This is a genomic window from Peribacillus sp. NPDC058075 (genome assembly GCF_042885195.1).
Lineage (GTDB): Bacteria > Bacillota > Bacilli > Bacillales > DSM-1321 > Peribacillus.
This window is the reverse complement of the sequence record NZ_JBHVSL010000011.1, coordinates 1-19270: the sequence shown is the minus strand read 5'-3', so window position 1 is coordinate 19270 and position 19270 is coordinate 1. Positions and strand designations below refer to the sequence as shown.

Sequence of the window (19270 nt, the reverse complement as noted above, 5' to 3'; positions counted from 1 at the left end):
TCAATTAGATCTTATTTGATTTTTCTCTTTTTTGGCTCGTGCTACGGTTCCCGTAACCATTCGATTTACGGTTCGTGCTCGGGCGTTTCCCTGATCCGCTACCGTAATCTTTTCTGCCTGAAGAACTGCGGCCATTGCGCTGTCTGTTGCCAGAAGAACTGCTTCCTCCGCGATTGCGACGCATTGGAGATGGAGATTCTTCTGTTAACTTGATAGGCGTTTGATCCGGTTCTTTTGTCATTGATTTTAGCATGGCTGCAACTAAATCCGCTGCGCTATGTTTTTGTAATAATTCTTCCGCTTGACCAAGGTATAAAGTTAAATCCTCATTCTCAATTGTATTAAGGATTTTTTCCGTTACTGCTTTTTGTTGACCTTCCAACGCTTCAGTTAACGTAGGAGTCTTAAGTTTCTCCATACGTTTTTTCGTTGTATGTTCAACTGCATGCAGCTGGCCTCTTTCTCTTGGTGTTACAAACGTAATGGCTATACCATGTTTACCCGCACGTCCTGTACGTCCAATACGGTGAACGTAGCTTTCCGGATCTTGAGGGATATCAAAGTTATAAACGTGAGTAACGCCTGAAATATCAAGTCCACGTGCAGCAACATCAGTAGCAACGAGCACATCGATGCTGCCTTCTTTGAACTTTTTCAATACAGAAAGGCGTTTTGCCTGGCTAAGGTCACCATGAATGCCTTCAGCCATATAACCGCGGATATTCAATGCAGATGCCAATTCATCTACACGGCGTTTCGTACGTCCGAAGACGATAGCAAGATCCGGTGTTTGAATATCGAAAAGGCGTGCAAGTGTATCGAATTTTTCACTTTCTTTTAACTCCAAGTAATATTGTTCGATACGATCCACTGTCATTTCTTTTGCTTTTACACGTACAAGAACGGGTTCCTGCATGAATCTTTCAGCAATTTTACGGATTGGATCAGGCATTGTAGCTGAGAATAGCAATGTTTGCCTTTCATCAGGAACCGTTGAAAGGATCGATTCGATATCCTCAATGAATCCCATGTTAAGCATTTCATCAGCTTCATCAAGAACTACAGTATGAACTCCGCCTAATTTAATATTTTTACGTTTGATATGGTCTAAAAGACGACCAGGCGTACCAACGATAATATGTGGTTTTTTCTTTAAAGCACGGATTTGGCGGTCGATATCTTGTCCACCATAAACCGCAAGTACACGAGCGCGTTTTCCGTAACCAAGCTTGAAAAGCTCCTCGGAAACTTGAATGGCTAGCTCACGTGTAGGTGCAATGACGATCCCTTGCACGTTTTCGTTATTAATATCGATGTTTTCCATCAATGGAATACCGAATGCTGCTGTTTTACCTGTTCCTGTTTGAGCTTGACCGATTATATCTTTACCTTCAAGTGCTAGAGGTATCGTTTGGGCTTGAATCGGGCTCGCTTCCTCAAATCCCATTTTTTCTATTGATTTCATGGACGTTCTATCTAAACCTAATTCGCTAAACAATGTCAATGTTTTCGTACTCCTTTTTATATCGTAAATTTACACGTGCATATCATGCACAGATGTTTAGTTCAAATCCTCATCATCATGACGGATGTTCTACTTTATCTCTTATAAAAAGTTTATCATTATCACCTAAAAGTATGTCTGCCTTTTAGTTAAAATGAACTCAATATGATTTTTTAAAAAGGAAATATACCAGTACGGACATTCACTGGCATTTTTAACTTCGCGCACGTGTAGACTTATCATTAACATACGCTCATCTTTTTAAAAGTACATGTAACCAAAATTAAATTCAATATGGAAAATTAAAAGTAGCATAAACGGATGTTTCGCCGTTTTATTCAGGTGAGGGCTGCTGCACCTATTATTCATCAGACTTAAAAAGGCTGTATGAACAAAACTTGACGAGAGCCAAGATTCTTATACAAAACAGGCCCGGTGCGTTGAGGATTTGCAGAAGTGGAAAAGCGCTAAAATGCGGCTTTGATTCCCAATAGCTACTAAAGCCGCCAAGAGAAGCAGCTTTTATATATGACCAGACGCGAGGCCTATTTAATCTAAAATAATCTCAAGAATGAACTCATGAAACATGTAAGAACATACAATTTTGTTGCCTCAACCTGATTAATTTTAAATAATCATCAATGATAAGACATTTAAACTCATACTCATATTACCATTTTCAAACTGTTAATGCAATAAAGGATATCGCCCCATTCAGAGTTACTAAAAACTTTAGACCAATTCAAAAATGAAGAAATTAGTCATTCCTTCCTGTTAAATATGCAGCAATGGCACTTTTTTGAGTAAGGATATAGCTTGTTCATTCAATAATGGGTTTAAAAACACATGGACTGATTATTTCTTCAATAGGATCACCGTTTTACTATATCCATTTATGCCTAAGTGGATTCAGACTTAGACAAATTCGAAGAAAGCGAGTTTGCCTACAGTTTTTTATTATTCCAGTGGTTTTAGAAATCCAATTTGGAGGATTTCACAAATCAGGAACCTAGTCCTCCTGTTAACATCATGTTTCGGGATGAGAGCTTCCGGCCTCTTGTCGACTTACTGTATCCATTTAAATTTTTCACTAAACGATCATCCATTTATATATGATATGTGTTTAAATCAAATAGTTTCAACAAATCTTTTACAGGAAGGATCAGTTTTAATGATAATCACTCTTTCACGGTTCCCCCGTTGGAAAAAGAAAGGACTTATCATGAATTTCCATGGATTTTACAGGTATATAGGAGCATCTGATTTTTGAAAATTCCATCTTTTCGCTTAATAATTATAGAAAATAAGTGTAAATGCAGTATGATGGACCTATCAACAAAATAACGGGGGGTAATATGAACATATTTACAATAGATGTTCCTTTATGTAAGGATTTTGGTCGAATCTTAAAGAAAATGAACAAGAAAGTCACCTTTTTGGAGGATCCACTTAATCAAAGTCATCTATTCAAGAATTCAACAGACTTAATGAAATCATTATTTATTTTACCTTTACACATATCAAAAGACTCATGGCAGCAAACTTCTTTGTACGCCTTGGCAGAATCTCACGAAATCCCTATTTTATTCATTTACAAACGTACTTCAGGAATGGAGACCCCTTCAGCCTTACCAGAAAAGACCTTTTATGAAACCATGGCGGTCCCTGCAGATTCAGTGGAAGTCCGGATTAAATTAAAGTCACTCCGAAACATCAGCATGCAACTGTTTTCGGCAAAAATGAAGGGGCAAGAGCTTGAAATGATACACCAAAAATCAGTAAGGAGCCTGAAAATCGCAAAAGGCATTCAACTTTCAGGTTTACCTTTGTCGATCAATAATGAAGATATAGAGGTCACAGGCCTTTCCCAGCCTTCGAGTGAACTGTCAGGGGATTTATTTTACTGGACGGAGGTTGATGACAGAATATACGGTTTCATAATGATCGATGTATTCGGAAAGGGCTTTCATACGGCACTTATAAACATGTCCATACGGACATTGATCCCCGACCTTATCAAACGTGCAAAAGACCCCATCTTCATAACAAAGGAACTGGATAAACTAATGCGGGATTTATTTCAAGGAGTTGATTGGGAAAATAAAACCCATGCCCGCATTACTGCCTTCATCGCATATGTGAATACAAAGGATCGGCTCATTGAATATGTAAATTACGGACTTCCTTCAGCTTTTTTGTATTCCCCATGCACCAATCAAATTCTCAATTTGAACGAAGGAGCCACCCCAAACGGACTGATTCCCGAATTGCCCAGTAAAAAAATTGTCTTTCAGTATGAACCAGGAAGCCGTTTCATCATCTATACAGATGGACTCTCTAAAACGCCCCTACCTTCCGCCATGGACCGATCCGACCATATCGAAAGGGAGTTCATCGAAAATGCCCATCTCGATACACAAGAACTTCTTCAGGAGCTATTGGTCTCAAGGATGAGGCATTCAGTCATTAACGAGGACATCTGCATTATTGCCGGGACACTTTTTTAAGCACGATTAAAAGGGCCGTTTCAAAAAAAGAAACGGCCCTTTCTATGTTTTTTCATTTTTGCAGAGCTTGAACGACTTCCTCCAGCTTCATGCCCCTAGAAGCTTTAACAAGTATGATGTCATTTTCCTGTGTGGACGATTTTAGTTCCTCTATAAGCTTCTGCTTATCTTGAAAAGGACGAACCTGCTCCGATGAAAACGCCTTGCTCGCTCCCTTGGCAATAAACTCGGCTAAAGGACCATATGTGAAGATCCTATCGATTTGCTCACTGGAAATCAATTCACCAATTTTCAAATGAAAGTCTTTTTCCTGTGGCCCTAACTCCAACATATCTCCCAATACAAGTATCTTTTTCTCGAATCCAGATAAGCCCTCAACCAACTCGACTGCTGCCTTAACTGAAGTTGGGCTGGCATTATATGCATCATTGATGATTTTCTGCCCTTTCGCGCCCTCGACCAATTCCATCCTCATATTCGTTAATTGAATGTTCGACAGACCTTTACGGATCGCTGAATCATCCACATTGAATTCTTTAGCAACCAAGATTGCTGCCAACGCATTAAGAACATTATGATTGCCTAAAACGGGTATCTCATAATCAGTTTCCTTATCACCGCTTGCGATTGTAAACGTAGTATTTTCTGTCCCTTGGCTAATGGTCTGCGGATATAAATCATTTTGTTCTGTACGTCCAAAAGATATTACGTTTAAATCAGGGAAATCCTTTTTGATACGATTGCGGAGCAATGGTTCATCACCATGATATATCAGCGTTCCGTCTTTCGCCAAACCTTCGACAATTTCCAACTTCGCATTTGCGATTTCCTCGCGTGATCCTAAATCCAATAAGTGTGATTCACCGATATTGGTAATGATCGCAACATCAGGCTTTGCCATTTTGGATAAGAACTCGATCTCCCCGCGGCTGCTCATTCCCATTTCCAACACAGCCGCTTCAGTATCCTCTGCCATGGAAAGCACGGTTAATGGCAAACCTAAATGATTATTGAAGTTGCCATTTGTTTTATGAACTTTATAAGTAGTGGCCAGCAGTGCAGCCGTCATATCTTTCGTAGTCGTCTTACCGTTGCTGCCTGTTATTCCAATGACTTTTATATTCAACTGCTGACGGTAAGAACGCGCCAATTGCTGAAGTGCTCTCTCGGTATTTTCGACAATGATTATCGGTAAATCATCAGGAGGATTCGGAACATCCCTTTGCCAAAAAGAAGCCGCAGCTCCTTGATCTAAAGCTCGCTTGACATACTGATGGCCGTCAACCTGCTCACCCTTAAGCGGAATGAACAAACATCCTTCCTTAACCGTTCTTGAATCGATGGTTACCCCATTAATTCCTTTGGACTGGAATGGACTTATATCATTCAATCCCTCTGCCATTTCATGTACTTGTTTTAACGTTCTCTTTATCATTTCGTTCCTCCTACATTCATCGAACCGTTAATCGCTCTCCATTAACCAAACGAAGCAGAAACCAGCTTAAATCGCACCGGTTCCTGCTGATTGGAATCCATCAAATCAAGGCTTGATGGATTGTGGAGTTTACTGATACATTACCTGCATGATCAAACTGTATATTTGATTTGTTGTTTTTCCTGATGACGTTCCAAGGCAAGTTTCACGAGTTTTTCAATTAACGCTGGATAGTCCACACCTGTGTGCTTCCACAATAACGGAAACATGCTGAAGGGAGTAAACCCAGGCATTGTATTCACTTCATTAATATAGATTTGCCCCTCATTCGTTAAAAAGAAATCAGCGCGAACCAATCCAGAGCAATCCAAGGACTTAAAGGCAGTGATGGCCATTTGAGATAATGCTGCATACTCACTTTCCGTTATCTCCGCTGGAATGACCATTGCCGAATTACCGTCAACATATTTTGCAGAATAATCATAGAAGGCAAAATCTTTCTTAGGGATGATTTCGCCTGCCACCGAACAAGACGGTTCATCATTACCAAGTATGCCAAACTCGAGTTCACGAGCTATGACCCCTTCTTCAATGATGATCTTCCGATCGAATTGGAAAGCTTCCGCTACCGCTTTTTTCAGTTCATCAGCATCATTACATTTGCTGATACCGACACTGGAGCCTAAATTGGCAGGTTTGACAAAACAAGGGTAACCCAATTCATCCGCTACCTTTTTAATGGCACTCTCAGTATTCTTCTCCCATTCAGAACGAATGAACCAAGTGTATTTGACTTGAGGAAGTCCCGCCTGGGCAAAAATGTTTTTCATGATGACCTTATCCATTCCTGCTGATGAAGCTAAAACGCCATTCCCTACATAAGGAAGGTTCAATAGTTCCAGCATCCCTTGCACCGTACCATCTTCCCCATTTGGTCCGTGAAGCAATGGGAAAATTACGTCATACCCTGTTGATTCACTATTTTCATCAGTTGAATGTGCCTGCAAGGCAAGAGGCGAGCTCGATTTATCCGATGTAAATGTCAATGCCTCCACACTCTCGGCAGGTCCTGTTAACTTCGGTCCATTAATCCATGAACCCTCTTTTGTTATGTAAATCGGATATATATCAAACTTTGCTAAATCGAGAGCTTTAATGACAGCTAAAGCCGTCTGCATAGAAACCTCATGCTCCGCAGATTTTCCACCATAAAGCAAACCAAGTTTAGTTTTCATGAGTTATTACCCTCCAATATTCTTTTAACCATGTTCATTGTATCACTTTACACTAAAATGGTTAAAGCGAAACTTCCATCATTGATGCTTTTCCAATGATTACTATAAACGGAACACAGGTTAAAACCGCCACGTCCTGTGGCAACACCTGTGCTAGCACATCTTGTGCGTCGCGGGCGTTTACAGGCTGTTGGCCCACCACATTTCTTTTTCATTACATTTGCCACTGTTTTTCTTACAGCCTGTTAATGCGGGGTAAAGCGAAACTTCCATCATTGATGCTTTTCCAATGATTACTATAAACGGAACACAGGTTAAAACCGCCACGTCCTGTGGCAACACCTGTGCTTCGCCCTCTCTTATCTTTTATGCAAGAGATGGTAAGTCTTACACCTAAAAAATTCAAGGGTGTCAAATAATCCAAACCACGAACCACGGAAGTTGGGTTAATCAGGAGAATGATGTATTTTTAATAACGCTTTCCCATACCTTTTCTTTTCGATTAAAGATGATAAAGGCATCCGGCTCCCTAATATCTCTATCTGAAAAGTCATCATGCATTTCATCCATGTTTAAATAATCCCCTACGACCCATGCCGGTATCTCAATTTTCGTTCTTGTATACTTAACATGCCGAAAGGAAAAAACGAGCCCCTCTGCCAGGATATGAGCCAAGGAAGAAATGATTTCTGCCGGAATCGCCGTCAGCTCTCTTTTCTTTCTGATTCCAAGCCAATTCCTCTCTACTTTTAAAAGCTCCAGCTTTAGCGGAATGAGGCTTCCTAACATCATATAATATGTCGAAAGAGAACGAAAATAAATTTTATTGAACCAGCCATCATCCTGGGCAAGGTACACAAATTGATTATTCAATTTACGGAAAAATGGAGGATCCAGATGAGTTTTTGCGTGCCCTAAATATAATAGTTCCGCTATTTCCCTTCCATCCAATTCATCCAACCCTTCTCTTTCTTCAAAATCGATCCAACAGAAATCTCCATATGCCCGGACATTTTCTTTAACGAGCTTTGCGATATCTTCAGATGAAGCACTCTCTAGCAGGACATTCAAATTGTATTCCCCGCCATTGAATTCATGTTTCAATAATAAGATGGAATCCAACGTATATGGCAACGAATAGACGAATTCACGAAAATTGAGTCCATTAAAAAGGACAAACCGTTCGGAAGCCTGCATATGCATATATAAGATATCGTTGCTATCATTCTTCATAACCTGACCCCCTCCGAGCTCTTATCAATAATGTTATTTTACCAAACTTTTGGGTTTTCACGTAAGTTATATACCCTCCATTAATCATTAGCAGGGACCTTGTGAATAATGCGCAACAGTACTCCATATTAACCCACATGTTAAGGAACACACTCGACAACCTCGAAATATCCATATTATAGGAAGAATGAAGATTTGGAGGATAAATCATGGATAAAATGCTGATGCAACTAAAAGATTAGGTCTGTGGCAATCAGAGAAATATGCATTATAAAAATATTTAAATCGGGAAGATGCAATCCTTGATATCGGATGCGGTACAGGAAGAACCACCTTCGCTCTATATAAAAAGGGATTCCAAAATCCAACGGGAATCGACCTAACACCAGCCATGCTTAATGAAGCCGAAAAAATAGGGATGCAACAAACCTCCCTTTCAACGGCTCATCATTCAATAAAGCAATTTTTGCTTTTAATGGTTTAATGCAAATTCCCCAGCGATAAAACCGCACATTGGCTTTAAAAGAAATCAACCGTATGTTAAAACCTGAAAGACTCTTCATTTTCACAACACATGACGTGATAAAAACGAAAATCACCTGAACTTCTGGGAACAAGAGGAAATGATTTGGTGTGTTGGTAAACAAGATGAGAGGCTTTATGAATTTGGGGATATTATCATATCCGGAAAGACGCTTCAAGAAGATACTTACCTCCATATCCCAACTAACTTGAAGTACTTGTGTGCCTGGAGGAAGCAAGGTTTACAGTCATCGAAAGCATTTATCGAAGTGAATCATTCCATGATGTCAACGCTTTCTCTTCCGCTTGCCGCTTTTGGATCGTCAAAAAATAAGGAAGAGCTTTTTCATTCAAAAAAAATCCAGAGTGACATTTCACTCTGGATTTTTTGTATTAAGAAACTTGTTCTAGTTCTTTTTTGGAAGGAGGGTTGAATTGACCTTCCCATTTAGAGATAACGATAGCCGCAAGTGAATTACCGATAACGTTTACTACTGTACGTCCCATATCAAGAATACGGTCGATACCTGCAATAAATGCTAGACCTTCAATAGGAATACCGACAGTTCCCAATGTCGCTAAAAGAACTACGAAAGATACACCTGGTACACCAGCAATCCCCTTGGAAGTGATCATTAACACTAGCATCAGCGTAATTTGCTCATACATGCTTAAATCAATGCCGTACATTTGAGCGATGAAGATAGCCGCTAACGCTTGGTATAATGTTGAACCATCAAGGTTAAAAGAGTATCCAGTCGGGATAACAAATGTAGCAATATGCTTCGGACATCCCGCTTTCTCCATTTTTTCCATGATTCTCGGAAGAACCGCTTCAGAACTTGCAGTAGAGAAAGCAAGAATCAATTCTTCTTTTAGAAGTTTAATCAATGTAAAGATATTAAATCCTACAAATTTCGCAATAAGACCAAGGATGACAATTACAAAGAAAATCATCGTTCCGTAAACAGAAAGCGCTAACTTTCCTAACGGAATTAAAGATTCCAAACCGAACTTGGAGATCGTCACACCGATTAATGCAAATACACCGATAGGAGCGAATTTCATGACCATGTTAGTCAGGTAGAACATTCCTTCAGCTACACCTTGGAAGAAACGGAATACCGGTTTACCTTTTTCACCGATGGCCGCAATACTTAGTCCAAACAACACGGAGAAGAAAATGATCGCTAGCATATCGCCTTCTACCATGGCTTTTACTGGATTGGATGGCACGATGTGTACAAGTGTATCTACGAACGATTCATGCTGCTTAGTTTCTGCTGTATCAACATATGTGGAGATATCAGTTTGTTCCAGGTTATTCATATTCACACCAGCACCAGGCTGGATGATATTCGCTGAAATTAAACCAACAGCAATCGCTATCATAGTTACGACAACAAAGTATGATAATGATTTAGCACCTAGTTTACCTACCGCTTTCAAGTCACCTACACCGGCAACTGCAACGATAAGGCTGGATACGATGATCGGCACAACAATCATTTTAATCATTCGTAGGAAAATGTCCCCGAATGGCTGTAAAAAGTTTTGGGCCGTCTCACTACCATAAAAAATGGCACCAACGATAATCCCTAGAATTAAACCAATGAAAATTTGGCTAGCTAAACTTAATTTGAATTTCTTCATTTACTTTCCTCACCTTCCATAAAGTCTTTGATGCAAAAACATTTTTGTCTCGGTAAGGGAAACAAGATACTAATAAAAGAAAGTAATTTTTCTTTTTTTGAAAAACTCTGTCTTTACGCCGAAAAAAAAGACACTTCATGTGTCGATTTCTTATTGGCGTGAATATTCACACATGTTCCCTTAAAGACGCTGACGAGGTTAGCTGTCGGGTTAGGAATTGGAAACACAAATGCCCTTTCATTTCTGAATTCACCCCTAGCGGATAAAATCCACAAAAATGGGTCCCCCGTTCTTGGAATAAGATTAAGCGAGTTAACTTATAATAAAATATTATACTAAAAATGATAATCTGTAAATATTTATTATCATCAGTTCAAGAAAAAATCTTTAAAAATGTCTGAATATTCTGCATTAAAGGCTATTGTATCTATAATTACTCTCCCCGATTTTTACTCATATAAGTTATATTGATATATAATTAACAATTATTTGACATCACCTCTCTTGATGTAAGAAGCGGTTATTTTTCCAACATGCCAAGCAACAGATATCTTACTTTTTCCCGAGAGGTGAATTTTTTATAAGTTGCTGCTTTCACTTTTTCAAATTGAATTGGGGTAATGAAATAAGAATGGTTCTTCGCCACATTCGGCTCCATTAGGATGACGTCCCCCACCGACGGTCCCTTTATGATTTCTTGCATCCCTTCAGCCTTAAGCCCTTTTGTAATGTAATGTTTATCCACATAGCCATTTTTAGTCAATTTGTAAATATAAGGATGTTTATGGTATTGTACCGCCTCAATAGGAATGGAGGGTACACCGGCTTTCTCATTGGTTATTACAGTAAGATTCACTTTGGTTCCCACCAACAAAGCTTCCGTTTCTTCACCTTCCGATTCGATTAGTGCCTGAAATGGAAATCTGTTATCTTTTTTTAATGACGGCTCTTCAGCGGGATAGGAATGGATGCGGCCTATCGTCCCTTTCAATGCCTTTTTTGAATCAGAGGAACTTGCTTTTATAGTCATGCCCACTTCAGCCTTTTTCATTTCCTCTTCAGAGAAATCCCCTTCAATTGCCATATTTGTCGAAACAATGGATATAATGGGATTATCCAGGTTTTTATTGATATTTTTAACTACACCATCAGCCTCACTCGTCGACACTACCGCACTGGACTGCCCCTCAATTGAACTTATTTTAGCGTCAAGCATTTTCACTTTTTCATTCAAGCTGTTTTCTTCCAGTTCCTGCTTGTACATTTCTTGCTCAATGTTACTTTTAATAAGATCTGCCGAACTTGTTGTTATATCAATTTTCAAGTTTTTTTCCACCGATTCATCAATGGCTGCTTTTTCAGGATTACTGGTCAGGGTCCATTGATAAGAACTCAACTTCCCTATGTATTCCTCAATCCCTGCAATTTCTCCCTCAGCTGCTGTTTTCTCCGCTTCCAAGTTCGCTTTAAGAGCATCAAGTTCGGTCGTCGTATACTCAAACAACGAAGAGCCGGCCGTAATCGCATCGCCTTCTTTAACAAGGAATTTCTTAAAATCATTTTTCTTGGTATCAAAATAGATATCATACACTTCTACAGGTTTAATTACCCCATTTGTTTGAATAGTATCCGTAATTGTATCTTTTTTTACCTTTGTCCAGTTTTCAACGAAAACAGTTCGTTCCACTTTGCTTTCTTTTTTTTCAATAAGGTATAAGTTAACGGTTATTAAGACTATCGACGCAATGGAGACCGCTGCAATTTTCCATTTCCCCCTCATTCATTTCACCCGCCTTATACAAATACGCCTACTTGGATGTATGCTAAAAAGGCTTTAACAAACCATGTGGCCAGATAGAATAGAACAATCATTAAAAGGACCAAATAATTATTTCGTTCTGAAAACTCCTTTAAATAAAAATATTGCAGAGCAATAATAAGAAATTGAAAAATGGTTATTTCGCTGAAAAAGTGAATGAAATAATCACTTCTGAGAAAATACTGACTGATGATCCCCAATGCAAAAGGATTGCCATCACTTCCTATATCCATTAATACGAATAGAGGAATCAGTAATGTTTTTTCCACTAAATGCAAAACAAAAAGAATCATTTGAACGATGACTACTTTTATATATGGGATATCAGTAACTATCCAAAAGAATAGAGCTGACAAAAATATGTATATGGAAGGGTCGATTATGCCTGTTATTATGTTGCCGCTCACTATAAGCAACTTGGCTGCTTCGAATTCTTCGGCACTCATGTCCGTGATTTCTTTGGAGAATGATTCTGAACCAATGCCAAAATATCCACCAATTGCGAATACTATAAGACTAAGAAAATATAAAAATAGTAATTTCAATCCAAGCTTTGTGACTGCCTCTGCATTTTGAAGCTGATAACGACTCCTATGAGGCTCTAAAATGCCCTTTAACAATCTGACCTGGTACACCATATGTGGTCCTCCTGCAAAAATTGATATATCTTCATATATTTTATCTTATTTTGGAAACAATTGCAGAAATAAGGGATGAATATACAAAAAAAACACATAATCATTCCCATTCACATATAATCCCACCATATTAATTCGGAGTTAATACTGGCAAATGTTGGACAAGGACTTTAATGCGTGCAGGAGTTTGTCTATAGTTCTCTCCATCCATATCCACATCAAGCGGCCTCTCGGTTTCAATGGTCAGGGTATCAGCCTGTAAATAAGTCACCCCAGAGTCAGAGATCATGTTTTTCGTCCATGAACGCTTCATCGCTATAATTTCTAAAAATGCACCAAGGCTTGCTTTTTCCAAGATGGCAACCCCGAAGAGCCCATCATCTGGACTGACCATGGGAAAGGGCAATGAATTGGTGCCGATAAAACAACCATTCAAAACCAAAATCATAACTGCTTCCCCTTCAATAACATTCCCATCATATTTTAGTTTATAAGAAAAGGGAGCATTCTCGCCAATCGTCCTTACAGCACTTAATAAATATCCTATCTTTCCAAATTTGCTTTTTTCCTGCTCATCAATATTGCTTGATGCATCTGAAATAAGCCCTACTCCCCAAAAATTAGAAAAATAATCATTGTTGGCCTGCCCAATATCAATAGAACGAACTTTGCCATTCACTAATGCTTCTGCAGCTTGACGAACATTTTGAGGAATCTTCAATGTTCTGGAGAAGTCATTGCAAGTGCCACCAGGTAAAATCCCAAACAGCGGCCGGCTCGGAAGCGGTGAAAGGCCATTTACACACTCATGTACCGTTCCATCTCCCCCTAAAACGAAAACTACATCCATGCTTTCACCATATTCCAAGCAAAAACGGCATGCATCGCCTTTTTCCTTCGTTTGCAGAATGAGAAACTCATCAATATGCGGAGCTATTATTGGAAGACAACTCTCCAGATTCCTTACGAGTTTATCATTACCGGCATTTTCATTATAAATCAGCATTCCCTTTTTCCATCGCATGATTTTTGCCCCCCATATTATTATTGAAAGAATTGTCTTCTTCCCATCACTTTTACCTTTTCCTAAACCCCCGCTTTTGAAACTCATTAAGACCATATGAAAAAAGAGGCTATACGCCCCTTTCTGATAAGCCTTTATATACTTGTCAAATAATCCTTCATCATCAAGATGAGCTTTGAAGACAAGGGACTTCTCTTTTCATTTTTTTCCAAAAATAACAAAAGACTTTCCAAGATGATGGGGCTTGGACTGGCTTTTGAAAATTCTTCCTGGATCGCCTTTAAAGCCTCCGTATTTTTACGTGTATCCATTCCCTCTTCTTTACGTGTTTCCACTTCCAGCATCCTGACGATGATCGAATGTATTTCTTCTTTTGGGCTCATATCCCGCATCGAGCATCCAGGGAGGGGAAATTGTTTCAATAATGGATCTTCCATGTTCTCCAGGCTTGCGATAATTGAATCCATCCGGTTCAATATGAAGCTAGGTAATAATTCCACATCGAAAGCATTTTGTTTCCTGATCAATATTCCGATATATCCTTTGAAAAGGGAGTCCAAAATTATGGTGCAATCCGGCAAAAGATCAGCTGAAAGTCCCGGGTATAACTCAATGATTTTACGCTTGAACCAAATCAAACCCTCTTCATGGATATAGTGTAAAAATCTATCTAGTTCTTTGCTGATATGAACCATTTGTTCCTGCATCATCATTTGAATCAAGTTGGTATTTCCCGTCATATGCTCAATGTGAACAGTGATTTGCCTCATGAACTTGTCTTTACTGGATAACGAAGCATCCAGTTCAAGATCAAGCAATGAGTCAGTCAACGCTTCATAATAAAATTTAAAAATGGAGACCAGTAATTCTTCCTTCGATTTAAAATGATTATAAAAAGACCCCTTTGCTATCCCACATTTTTCAGCAATTTCCTGAACGGAAGTGGCATGATAGCCTTTCTCCGCGAAAAGCTCTACAGACTTATCTATGATCATCTTATTTTTTTCTTTCATCAACTTCATCCTATCTCTTAAAATTGTCTGTTAGTGACCGATGGGTCACATCCTCCAAATTTTATCCCAAAACCCTTGAAATCACAACGTTAACACTAACGAATATTATCTGTTGCAATCATAATCCATATACTATATATTTGAGTCTGTGACCGAATAGTCACAATTTTATATATGGAGGGTACAAGCGTGAATTCGATAATTAAATTTTCATTAAAGAATAAATTGGCAATCTGGTTGCTTACGATCATCATCGTTGCAGCTGGTTTATACTCAGGTTTAAACATGAAACAAGAAACCATTCCAAGCATCTCGACTCCTTTAATAAGCATCTCCACTGTATATCCTGGAGCTGCACCTGAAGAAGTAGCAGATAAACTCACAGACCAAATTGAGCAGAAAGTAACAAATTTGCCAGGAGTCGAATTAGTCAGTTCTTCGTCGATGGCTAATGCCTCTTCCGTCCAATTACAATATGATTATGATACGGACATGGACGACGCTGTAAAAGAAGTAAAAGAAGCTTTAGAGAAATTAGAACTGCCTGAGGGTGTGGATGCCCCAAGCGTCTCTAAATTAGAATTAAATGCTTTTCCTGTTGTCGCACTCAGTGTAACAGATAAGGGTTCTGATTTACCAGCCCTTACAAAAAACGTCGAAGAAGTGTTGGTGCCTAAACTTGAAGGGATTGACGGCGTGACATCCGTATCAATTTCCGGACAACAAGTAAATGAAGGCAGCCTTGTATTCGACGAGGAAAAGATGGCTCAATACGGGCTCGATGAAGAAACCGTAAAGAAGGTTATCCAGGCAGCAAACGTCAACATGCCGCTTGGCATATATAACTTTGATGATAAAGAAAAAACGATCGTTGTGGATGGAAACATCTCCACTTTAAAAGACCTGAAAAATATAAAGATACCTTTAACCGGCGGCCCTCAAACAGGAACGCCAGCACAAACTGGACCGGAAACCAATCAATCATCTCCTGATATGGCAACAGGTCCTGCCCAACTGCAAAACGTCAAATTATCAGACATTGCCGATGTTAAAATCACCGGTAAGGCTGAATCGATTTCAAGAACAAACGGTAGCGAATCGATTGGAATTCAGGTTACTAGATCGCCTGATGCCGATACAGTTGCAATCGTAGACGAAGTAAACGAAGAAGCATCTAATTTCAAAGAAGAGTTTAAAGGTGTAAGTGTACACACTACGCTTGATCAAGCAAAACCGATTAAAGATTCTGTTGAAACCATGATCAGTAAGGCACTCTTCGGCTGTCTGTTTGCCGTCATTGTTATCATGCTGTTCCTAAGGAACTTTAAAACGACTCTCATTTCCGTCATTTCCATTCCATTATCCCTGTTAGCAGCGCTTTTGGTGCTCAAACAAATGGATATTTCATTGAATGTCATGACACTTGGGGCCATGACGGTTGCCATTGGCCGAGTCGTCGATGACTCCATTGTTGTCATTGAAAATATTTATAGAAGAATGGCTTTAAAAGGCGAACAGTTAAAAGGCGGCGAATTAATACGATCAGCCACTAAGGAAATGTTCATTCCTATCCTTTCATCGACAATCGTAACTGTAGCCGTATACCTGCCTTTAGCAAGCGTTACAGGACCTGTCGGGGAACTATTCATGCCATTCGCCTTAACAATGGTGTTCGCATTAGTCGCTTCATTAATAATCGCCATCACTCTTGTTCCGGCAATGGCTGACTCTTTATTTAAAAAGGGACTATCTAAAAAAGAATTAAAATCGCATGAAGAAAAACCAAGCAAACTATCAGCATTCTACCGAAAAGCACTGGATTGGTCGTTAAACCATAAGTTAATCACTTTCGGTACAGCCATTGTATTATTGGTCGGCAGCTTATTCCTTATCCCAAGCATCGGTGTCAGCTTCATGCCTGCAGATGAAGAAAAAACGATTATCGTCACTTACACTCCCGCACCTGGAGAGTTAAAAGAGGATATTGAAAAGCAAACAGAAAAAGTAGAAAAATACTTCATGGATAAAGACGATGTGAAGACCGTTCAATACACACTTGGTGAAAGCATGATGGGCGGCATGATGGGCGGCTCGAGTAACTCGGCTCTCTTCTATGTACTCTATGATGAAGACACCGAAAATTTCGGGGACAAAAAAGAAACCGTCATAAAAGATTTAACTGAACTTGATTCACCTGGAACATGGAAACAGCAAGAATTCACGTCAACATCAAGCAACGAAACCACTCTATTTGTTTACGGAAATACACAAAAAGATATTGAACCGGTAATTGACGATATTCAAAATATCATGAAGAAAAATAAAGATCTAAAAGATGTTGATACAAGTCTTTCCGATGCTTATGATCAATATACTTTAGTTGCAGACCAAGAAAAGCTAAGCGACCTTGGACTGACAGCTGCACAAATCGGCATGTCCATTGCCAATACGAATAAAGATGATGCTTTAACGACCATTAAGAAAGATGGAGAAGAAGTCAAAGTATACGTCGAGACAAAAGAAACGACATTCGAAGACAAAAAAGATCTTGAGAATACGAAAGTTTCTTCTCCAATGGGAATGGAAATCCCATTGAAAGAGCTTGTAAAAATCGAAGAAGGCAAAGCTTCCGATACAATCAGCCGCCGCGATGGAAAAATCTATGCCGATGTGTCTGCAACAATCAAAACGGATGATGTGGCAGCAGTAACAGCAGATGTGCAAAAGGAAGTTGATAAATTAGACCTTCCTGCAAGCGTCACTATAGACTATGGCGGAGTGACGGAAGATATCCAGGAATCATTCACTCAACTTGGTATCGCTATGTTAGCGGCCGTTGCTATCGTATACTTTGTCCTAGTCGTTACTTTCCACGGTGGTTTAGCACCAATAGCCATTCTCTTCTCCTTACCATTTACGGTAATCGGGGCATTGGCAGGGCTATTCGTTGCAGGTGAGACCATCAGCGTTTCGGCAATGATGGGTGTCCTAATGCTTATTGGTATCGTTGTAACAAATGCCATCGTATTAGTGGACCGTGTTATCAAGAATGAAGAATCCGGGCTATCTACCAGGGAAGCTTTACTAGAGGCAGGGTCTACCCGTCTGCGTCCAATCCTGATGACTGCCCTTGCCACAATCGGCGCTTTAATACCTCTGGCAATCGGTGCAGAAGGCAGTGGATTAATATCACAAGGTTTGGGGATTACCGTTATCGGTGGACTCGTGAGTTCTACATTGCTAACACTTGTAATCGTACCGTTAGTATATGAAGTCATAATGAAAATAGGGAAAAAGAAGAAAAAAACAGTTAAGTAAAAGAATCAAGAAAGAGGGGATTCCTAATATAAGGAATCCCCTCTTTCTTGATTAAACAATGTACATATGCTCTTATAAATACAACCGCACAGGAGCCACTTCCTATACGTCATTTCCAATGAAATTTGTTTGTTTTTAATAAACCTTATCTAAACAAAAAAAGGGAAAGAGCTCGCTCCCCCTTTTTTTTCTATGGATTAATGTTTCGTGAAAGTTTGGTCTATCGCATTTGCCAGGTCCAGCGATTTTTCTTTTAGATAACGCTTCGTTACGTTTAAATCCTTATGACCGGCAAGCTTGGATATCGTTTGTATATCTATTCCATTATCCACTAACCTTTGGCAAAAGGTATGTCGCAGTTTATGTGGATGGACATTGTATTTTTTTAATATATATTGAACTGACCTCGGAGTGATCCTTTGATTATAGCTTGAGATGAATAACGGATCTGGTTTTTCTTTTAAAGAAAGAAGATAATTCTGTACATGCTGTATAGCCGATATTGTAAGGGGAACGGATCTATCGATTTCACCTTTTGCGTTCCTGACAAGTATATAATTTCGTTCTGTTTCCATGATGACGTCACGGCCATTTAAGTCACATAATTCGGAGACGCGGATTCCTGTATGTAACAAAAGGTAGACGATGGCAATGTTTCTTAGGTTTCCTTCTGCTTCTATATCTCTTAACAGGATCTGCTGCTCATTTATGCTTAAAGTTTCAGGTACCTCAAGCTTGTGCTCCTTAACCTTACGTTCCACAGAAAGCATCACTTGCGGTTTACCTAAAAATTTAAAGAAAACATTTAAGGCGATATAGTGTTTTTCAATTGTTCCTGGGCTTTTCTTGCAATTTTCTAAATAATCAAGATAACCCTGAACATCTTCAGAATGAATCTCTATCAATATCTTTTGTGTCTGGTCACAAAACTGTGAAAGGACACCAGTATACGTTTTGATCGTATTAGCTGATTTGCCTTGGTCTCTCAACCATTCAGCAAACGAAAAAATCATTTCATCTTTAGCAGAGGTATCCATCGGCTATTCCCCCAATGACAGTTTCAGAACTACGTTAAGTTTAACATATATCCCTATAGAAACGAAGGATTCTGTCCCTTTGTCTTAATCAGATATGGATAATGCAGATAGAAGTAGAAATTAATAAGCACCCATAGTATGCCCTGCCATGTATACTGCATATAACCTTATTTATGTTCCTTTTTATTTCTCTACTTTTTAACAGTTTTTAAAAAGATACTGAAGGATTGACAACGCCAAAAAAAGACCAGCCGGATGGCTGATCTTTTGAAATGGCTTGGCGGCGTCCTACTCTCACAGGGGGAAACCCCCAACTACCATCGGCGCTGAAG

At 39.3% G+C, this 19270-nt stretch carries 13 protein-coding genes and 1 riboswitch; of the genes, 3 read left to right on the top strand and 10 right to left on the bottom strand.

Going from position 1 to position 19270, the window contains the following annotated elements; translation table 11 throughout:
- Positions 1-4 precede the first annotated feature (4 nt).
- Complete coding sequence (gene cshA, locus ACFVS1_RS26315; protein ID WP_352927745.1) at positions 5-1504, bottom strand: degradosome RNA helicase CshA; 1500 nt, start codon at positions 1502-1504, stop codon at positions 5-7.
- 1355 nt (positions 1505-2859) lie between these two features.
- Here cshA and ACFVS1_RS26310 point away from each other — a divergent pair.
- On the top strand, positions 2860-4011 hold the full coding sequence (locus ACFVS1_RS26310; RefSeq protein WP_387552094.1) for a PP2C family protein-serine/threonine phosphatase: 1152 nt from the start codon (positions 2860-2862) through the stop codon (positions 4009-4011).
- A gap of 52 nt (positions 4012-4063) precedes the next feature.
- On the opposite strand, the gene ACFVS1_RS26305 is transcribed toward ACFVS1_RS26310, so the two are convergent.
- The 3 genes from ACFVS1_RS26305 to ACFVS1_RS26295 all read right to left on the bottom strand — a co-directional run bounded on the left by ACFVS1_RS26305 (position 4064) and on the right by ACFVS1_RS26295 (position 7914).
- Positions 4064-5446, bottom strand: a complete 1383-nt coding sequence (locus tag ACFVS1_RS26305; protein ID WP_387552091.1) for a UDP-N-acetylmuramoyl-tripeptide--D-alanyl-D-alanine ligase — start codon at positions 5444-5446, stop codon at positions 4064-4066.
- 152 nt (positions 5447-5598) lie between these two features.
- Positions 5599-6681 (bottom strand): D-alanine--D-alanine ligase, encoded by a 1083-nt coding sequence (locus ACFVS1_RS26300; protein ID WP_387552088.1) that lies wholly within the window; start codon positions 6679-6681, stop codon positions 5599-5601.
- 450 nt (positions 6682-7131) lie between these two features.
- The gene (locus ACFVS1_RS26295; RefSeq protein WP_352927756.1) at positions 7132-7914 is read right to left on the bottom strand and encodes a hypothetical protein; all 783 of its coding nucleotides are present in this window, start codon (positions 7912-7914) and stop codon (positions 7132-7134) included.
- Positions 7915-8212: 298 nt separating this feature from the next.
- Here ACFVS1_RS26295 and ACFVS1_RS26290 point away from each other — a divergent pair, with 298 nt between their 5' ends.
- The gene (locus ACFVS1_RS26290; protein WP_387552120.1) at positions 8213-8398 is read left to right on the top strand and encodes a class I SAM-dependent methyltransferase; all 186 of its coding nucleotides are present in this window, start codon (positions 8213-8215) and stop codon (positions 8396-8398) included.
- Positions 8399-8829: 431 nt separating this feature from the next.
- On the opposite strand, the gene ACFVS1_RS26285 is transcribed toward ACFVS1_RS26290, so the two are convergent.
- The 5 genes from ACFVS1_RS26285 to ACFVS1_RS26265 form a co-directional block, all read right to left on the bottom strand.
- Positions 8830-10089, bottom strand: a complete 1260-nt coding sequence (locus ACFVS1_RS26285) for a cation:dicarboxylate symporter family transporter (protein ID WP_352927759.1) — start codon at positions 10087-10089, stop codon at positions 8830-8832.
- Positions 10090-10261: 172 nt separating this feature from the next.
- A riboswitch (cyclic di-AMP (ydaO/yuaA leader) is annotated at positions 10262-10409 on the bottom strand.
- A 200-nt stretch (positions 10410-10609) separates the two neighbouring features.
- On the bottom strand, positions 10610-11869 hold the full coding sequence (locus ACFVS1_RS26280; protein WP_352927761.1) for an efflux RND transporter periplasmic adaptor subunit: 1260 nt from the start codon (positions 11867-11869) through the stop codon (positions 10610-10612).
- Positions 11870-11883: 14 nt separating this feature from the next.
- On the bottom strand, positions 11884-12546 hold the full coding sequence (locus ACFVS1_RS26275) for a hypothetical protein (protein ID WP_387552083.1): 663 nt from the start codon (positions 12544-12546) through the stop codon (positions 11884-11886).
- Positions 12547-12676: 130 nt separating this feature from the next.
- Complete coding sequence (locus tag ACFVS1_RS26270) at positions 12677-13570, bottom strand: diacylglycerol/lipid kinase family protein (protein WP_387552080.1); 894 nt, start codon at positions 13568-13570, stop codon at positions 12677-12679.
- 134 nt (positions 13571-13704) lie between these two features.
- A complete protein-coding gene (locus ACFVS1_RS26265) occupies positions 13705-14583 on the bottom strand; it encodes a TetR/AcrR family transcriptional regulator (RefSeq protein ID WP_352927770.1) in 879 nt (292 codons plus the stop codon).
- Between the two features lie 189 nt (positions 14584-14772).
- Here ACFVS1_RS26265 and ACFVS1_RS26260 point away from each other — a divergent pair, with 189 nt between their 5' ends.
- Positions 14773-17901, top strand: coding sequence for an efflux RND transporter permease subunit (locus ACFVS1_RS26260; protein ID WP_387552076.1), 3129 nt, complete (start codon positions 14773-14775; stop codon positions 17899-17901).
- Positions 17902-18098: 197 nt separating this feature from the next.
- Here the strand turns inward: ACFVS1_RS26260 and ACFVS1_RS26255 are convergent, their stop codons facing one another.
- Positions 18099-18938: a tyrosine-type recombinase/integrase gene (locus ACFVS1_RS26255; RefSeq protein WP_241594471.1), complete on the bottom strand. Its 840-nt coding sequence runs from the start codon at positions 18936-18938 to the stop codon at positions 18099-18101.
- Between the last annotated feature and the right edge of the window lie 332 nt (positions 18939-19270).

Excerpts from the sequence above, each read along its gene's own strand:
- ACFVS1_RS26275 (WP_387552083.1), bottom strand. The coding sequence starts at position 12,546 with ATGGTGTACCAGGTCAGATTGTTAAAGGGCATTTTAGAGCCTCATAGG.
- ACFVS1_RS26285 (WP_352927759.1), bottom strand. The coding sequence starts at position 10,089 with ATGAAGAAATTCAAATTAAGTTTAGCTAGCCAAATTTTCATTGGTTTA.
- ACFVS1_RS26280 (WP_352927761.1), bottom strand. The coding sequence starts at position 11,869 with ATGAGGGGGAAATGGAAAATTGCAGCGGTCTCCATTGCGTCGATAGTC.
- ACFVS1_RS26270 (WP_387552080.1), bottom strand. The coding sequence starts at position 13,570 with ATGCGATGGAAAAAGGGAATGCTGATTTATAATGAAAATGCCGGTAAT.
- ACFVS1_RS26305 (WP_387552091.1), bottom strand. The coding sequence starts at position 5,446 with ATGATAAAGAGAACGTTAAAACAAGTACATGAAATGGCAGAGGGATTG.
- ACFVS1_RS26310 (WP_387552094.1), top strand. The coding sequence starts at position 2,860 with ATGAACATATTTACAATAGATGTTCCTTTATGTAAGGATTTTGGTCGA.
- ACFVS1_RS26255 (WP_241594471.1), bottom strand. The coding sequence starts at position 18,938 with ATGGATACCTCTGCTAAAGATGAAATGATTTTTTCGTTTGCTGAATGG.
- ACFVS1_RS26265 (WP_352927770.1), bottom strand. The coding sequence starts at position 14,583 with ATGAAAGAAAAAAATAAGATGATCATAGATAAGTCTGTAGAGCTTTTC.
- ACFVS1_RS26295 (WP_352927756.1), bottom strand. The coding sequence starts at position 7,914 with ATGAAGAATGATAGCAACGATATCTTATATATGCATATGCAGGCTTCC.
- ACFVS1_RS26300 (WP_387552088.1), bottom strand. The coding sequence starts at position 6,681 with ATGAAAACTAAACTTGGTTTGCTTTATGGTGGAAAATCTGCGGAGCAT.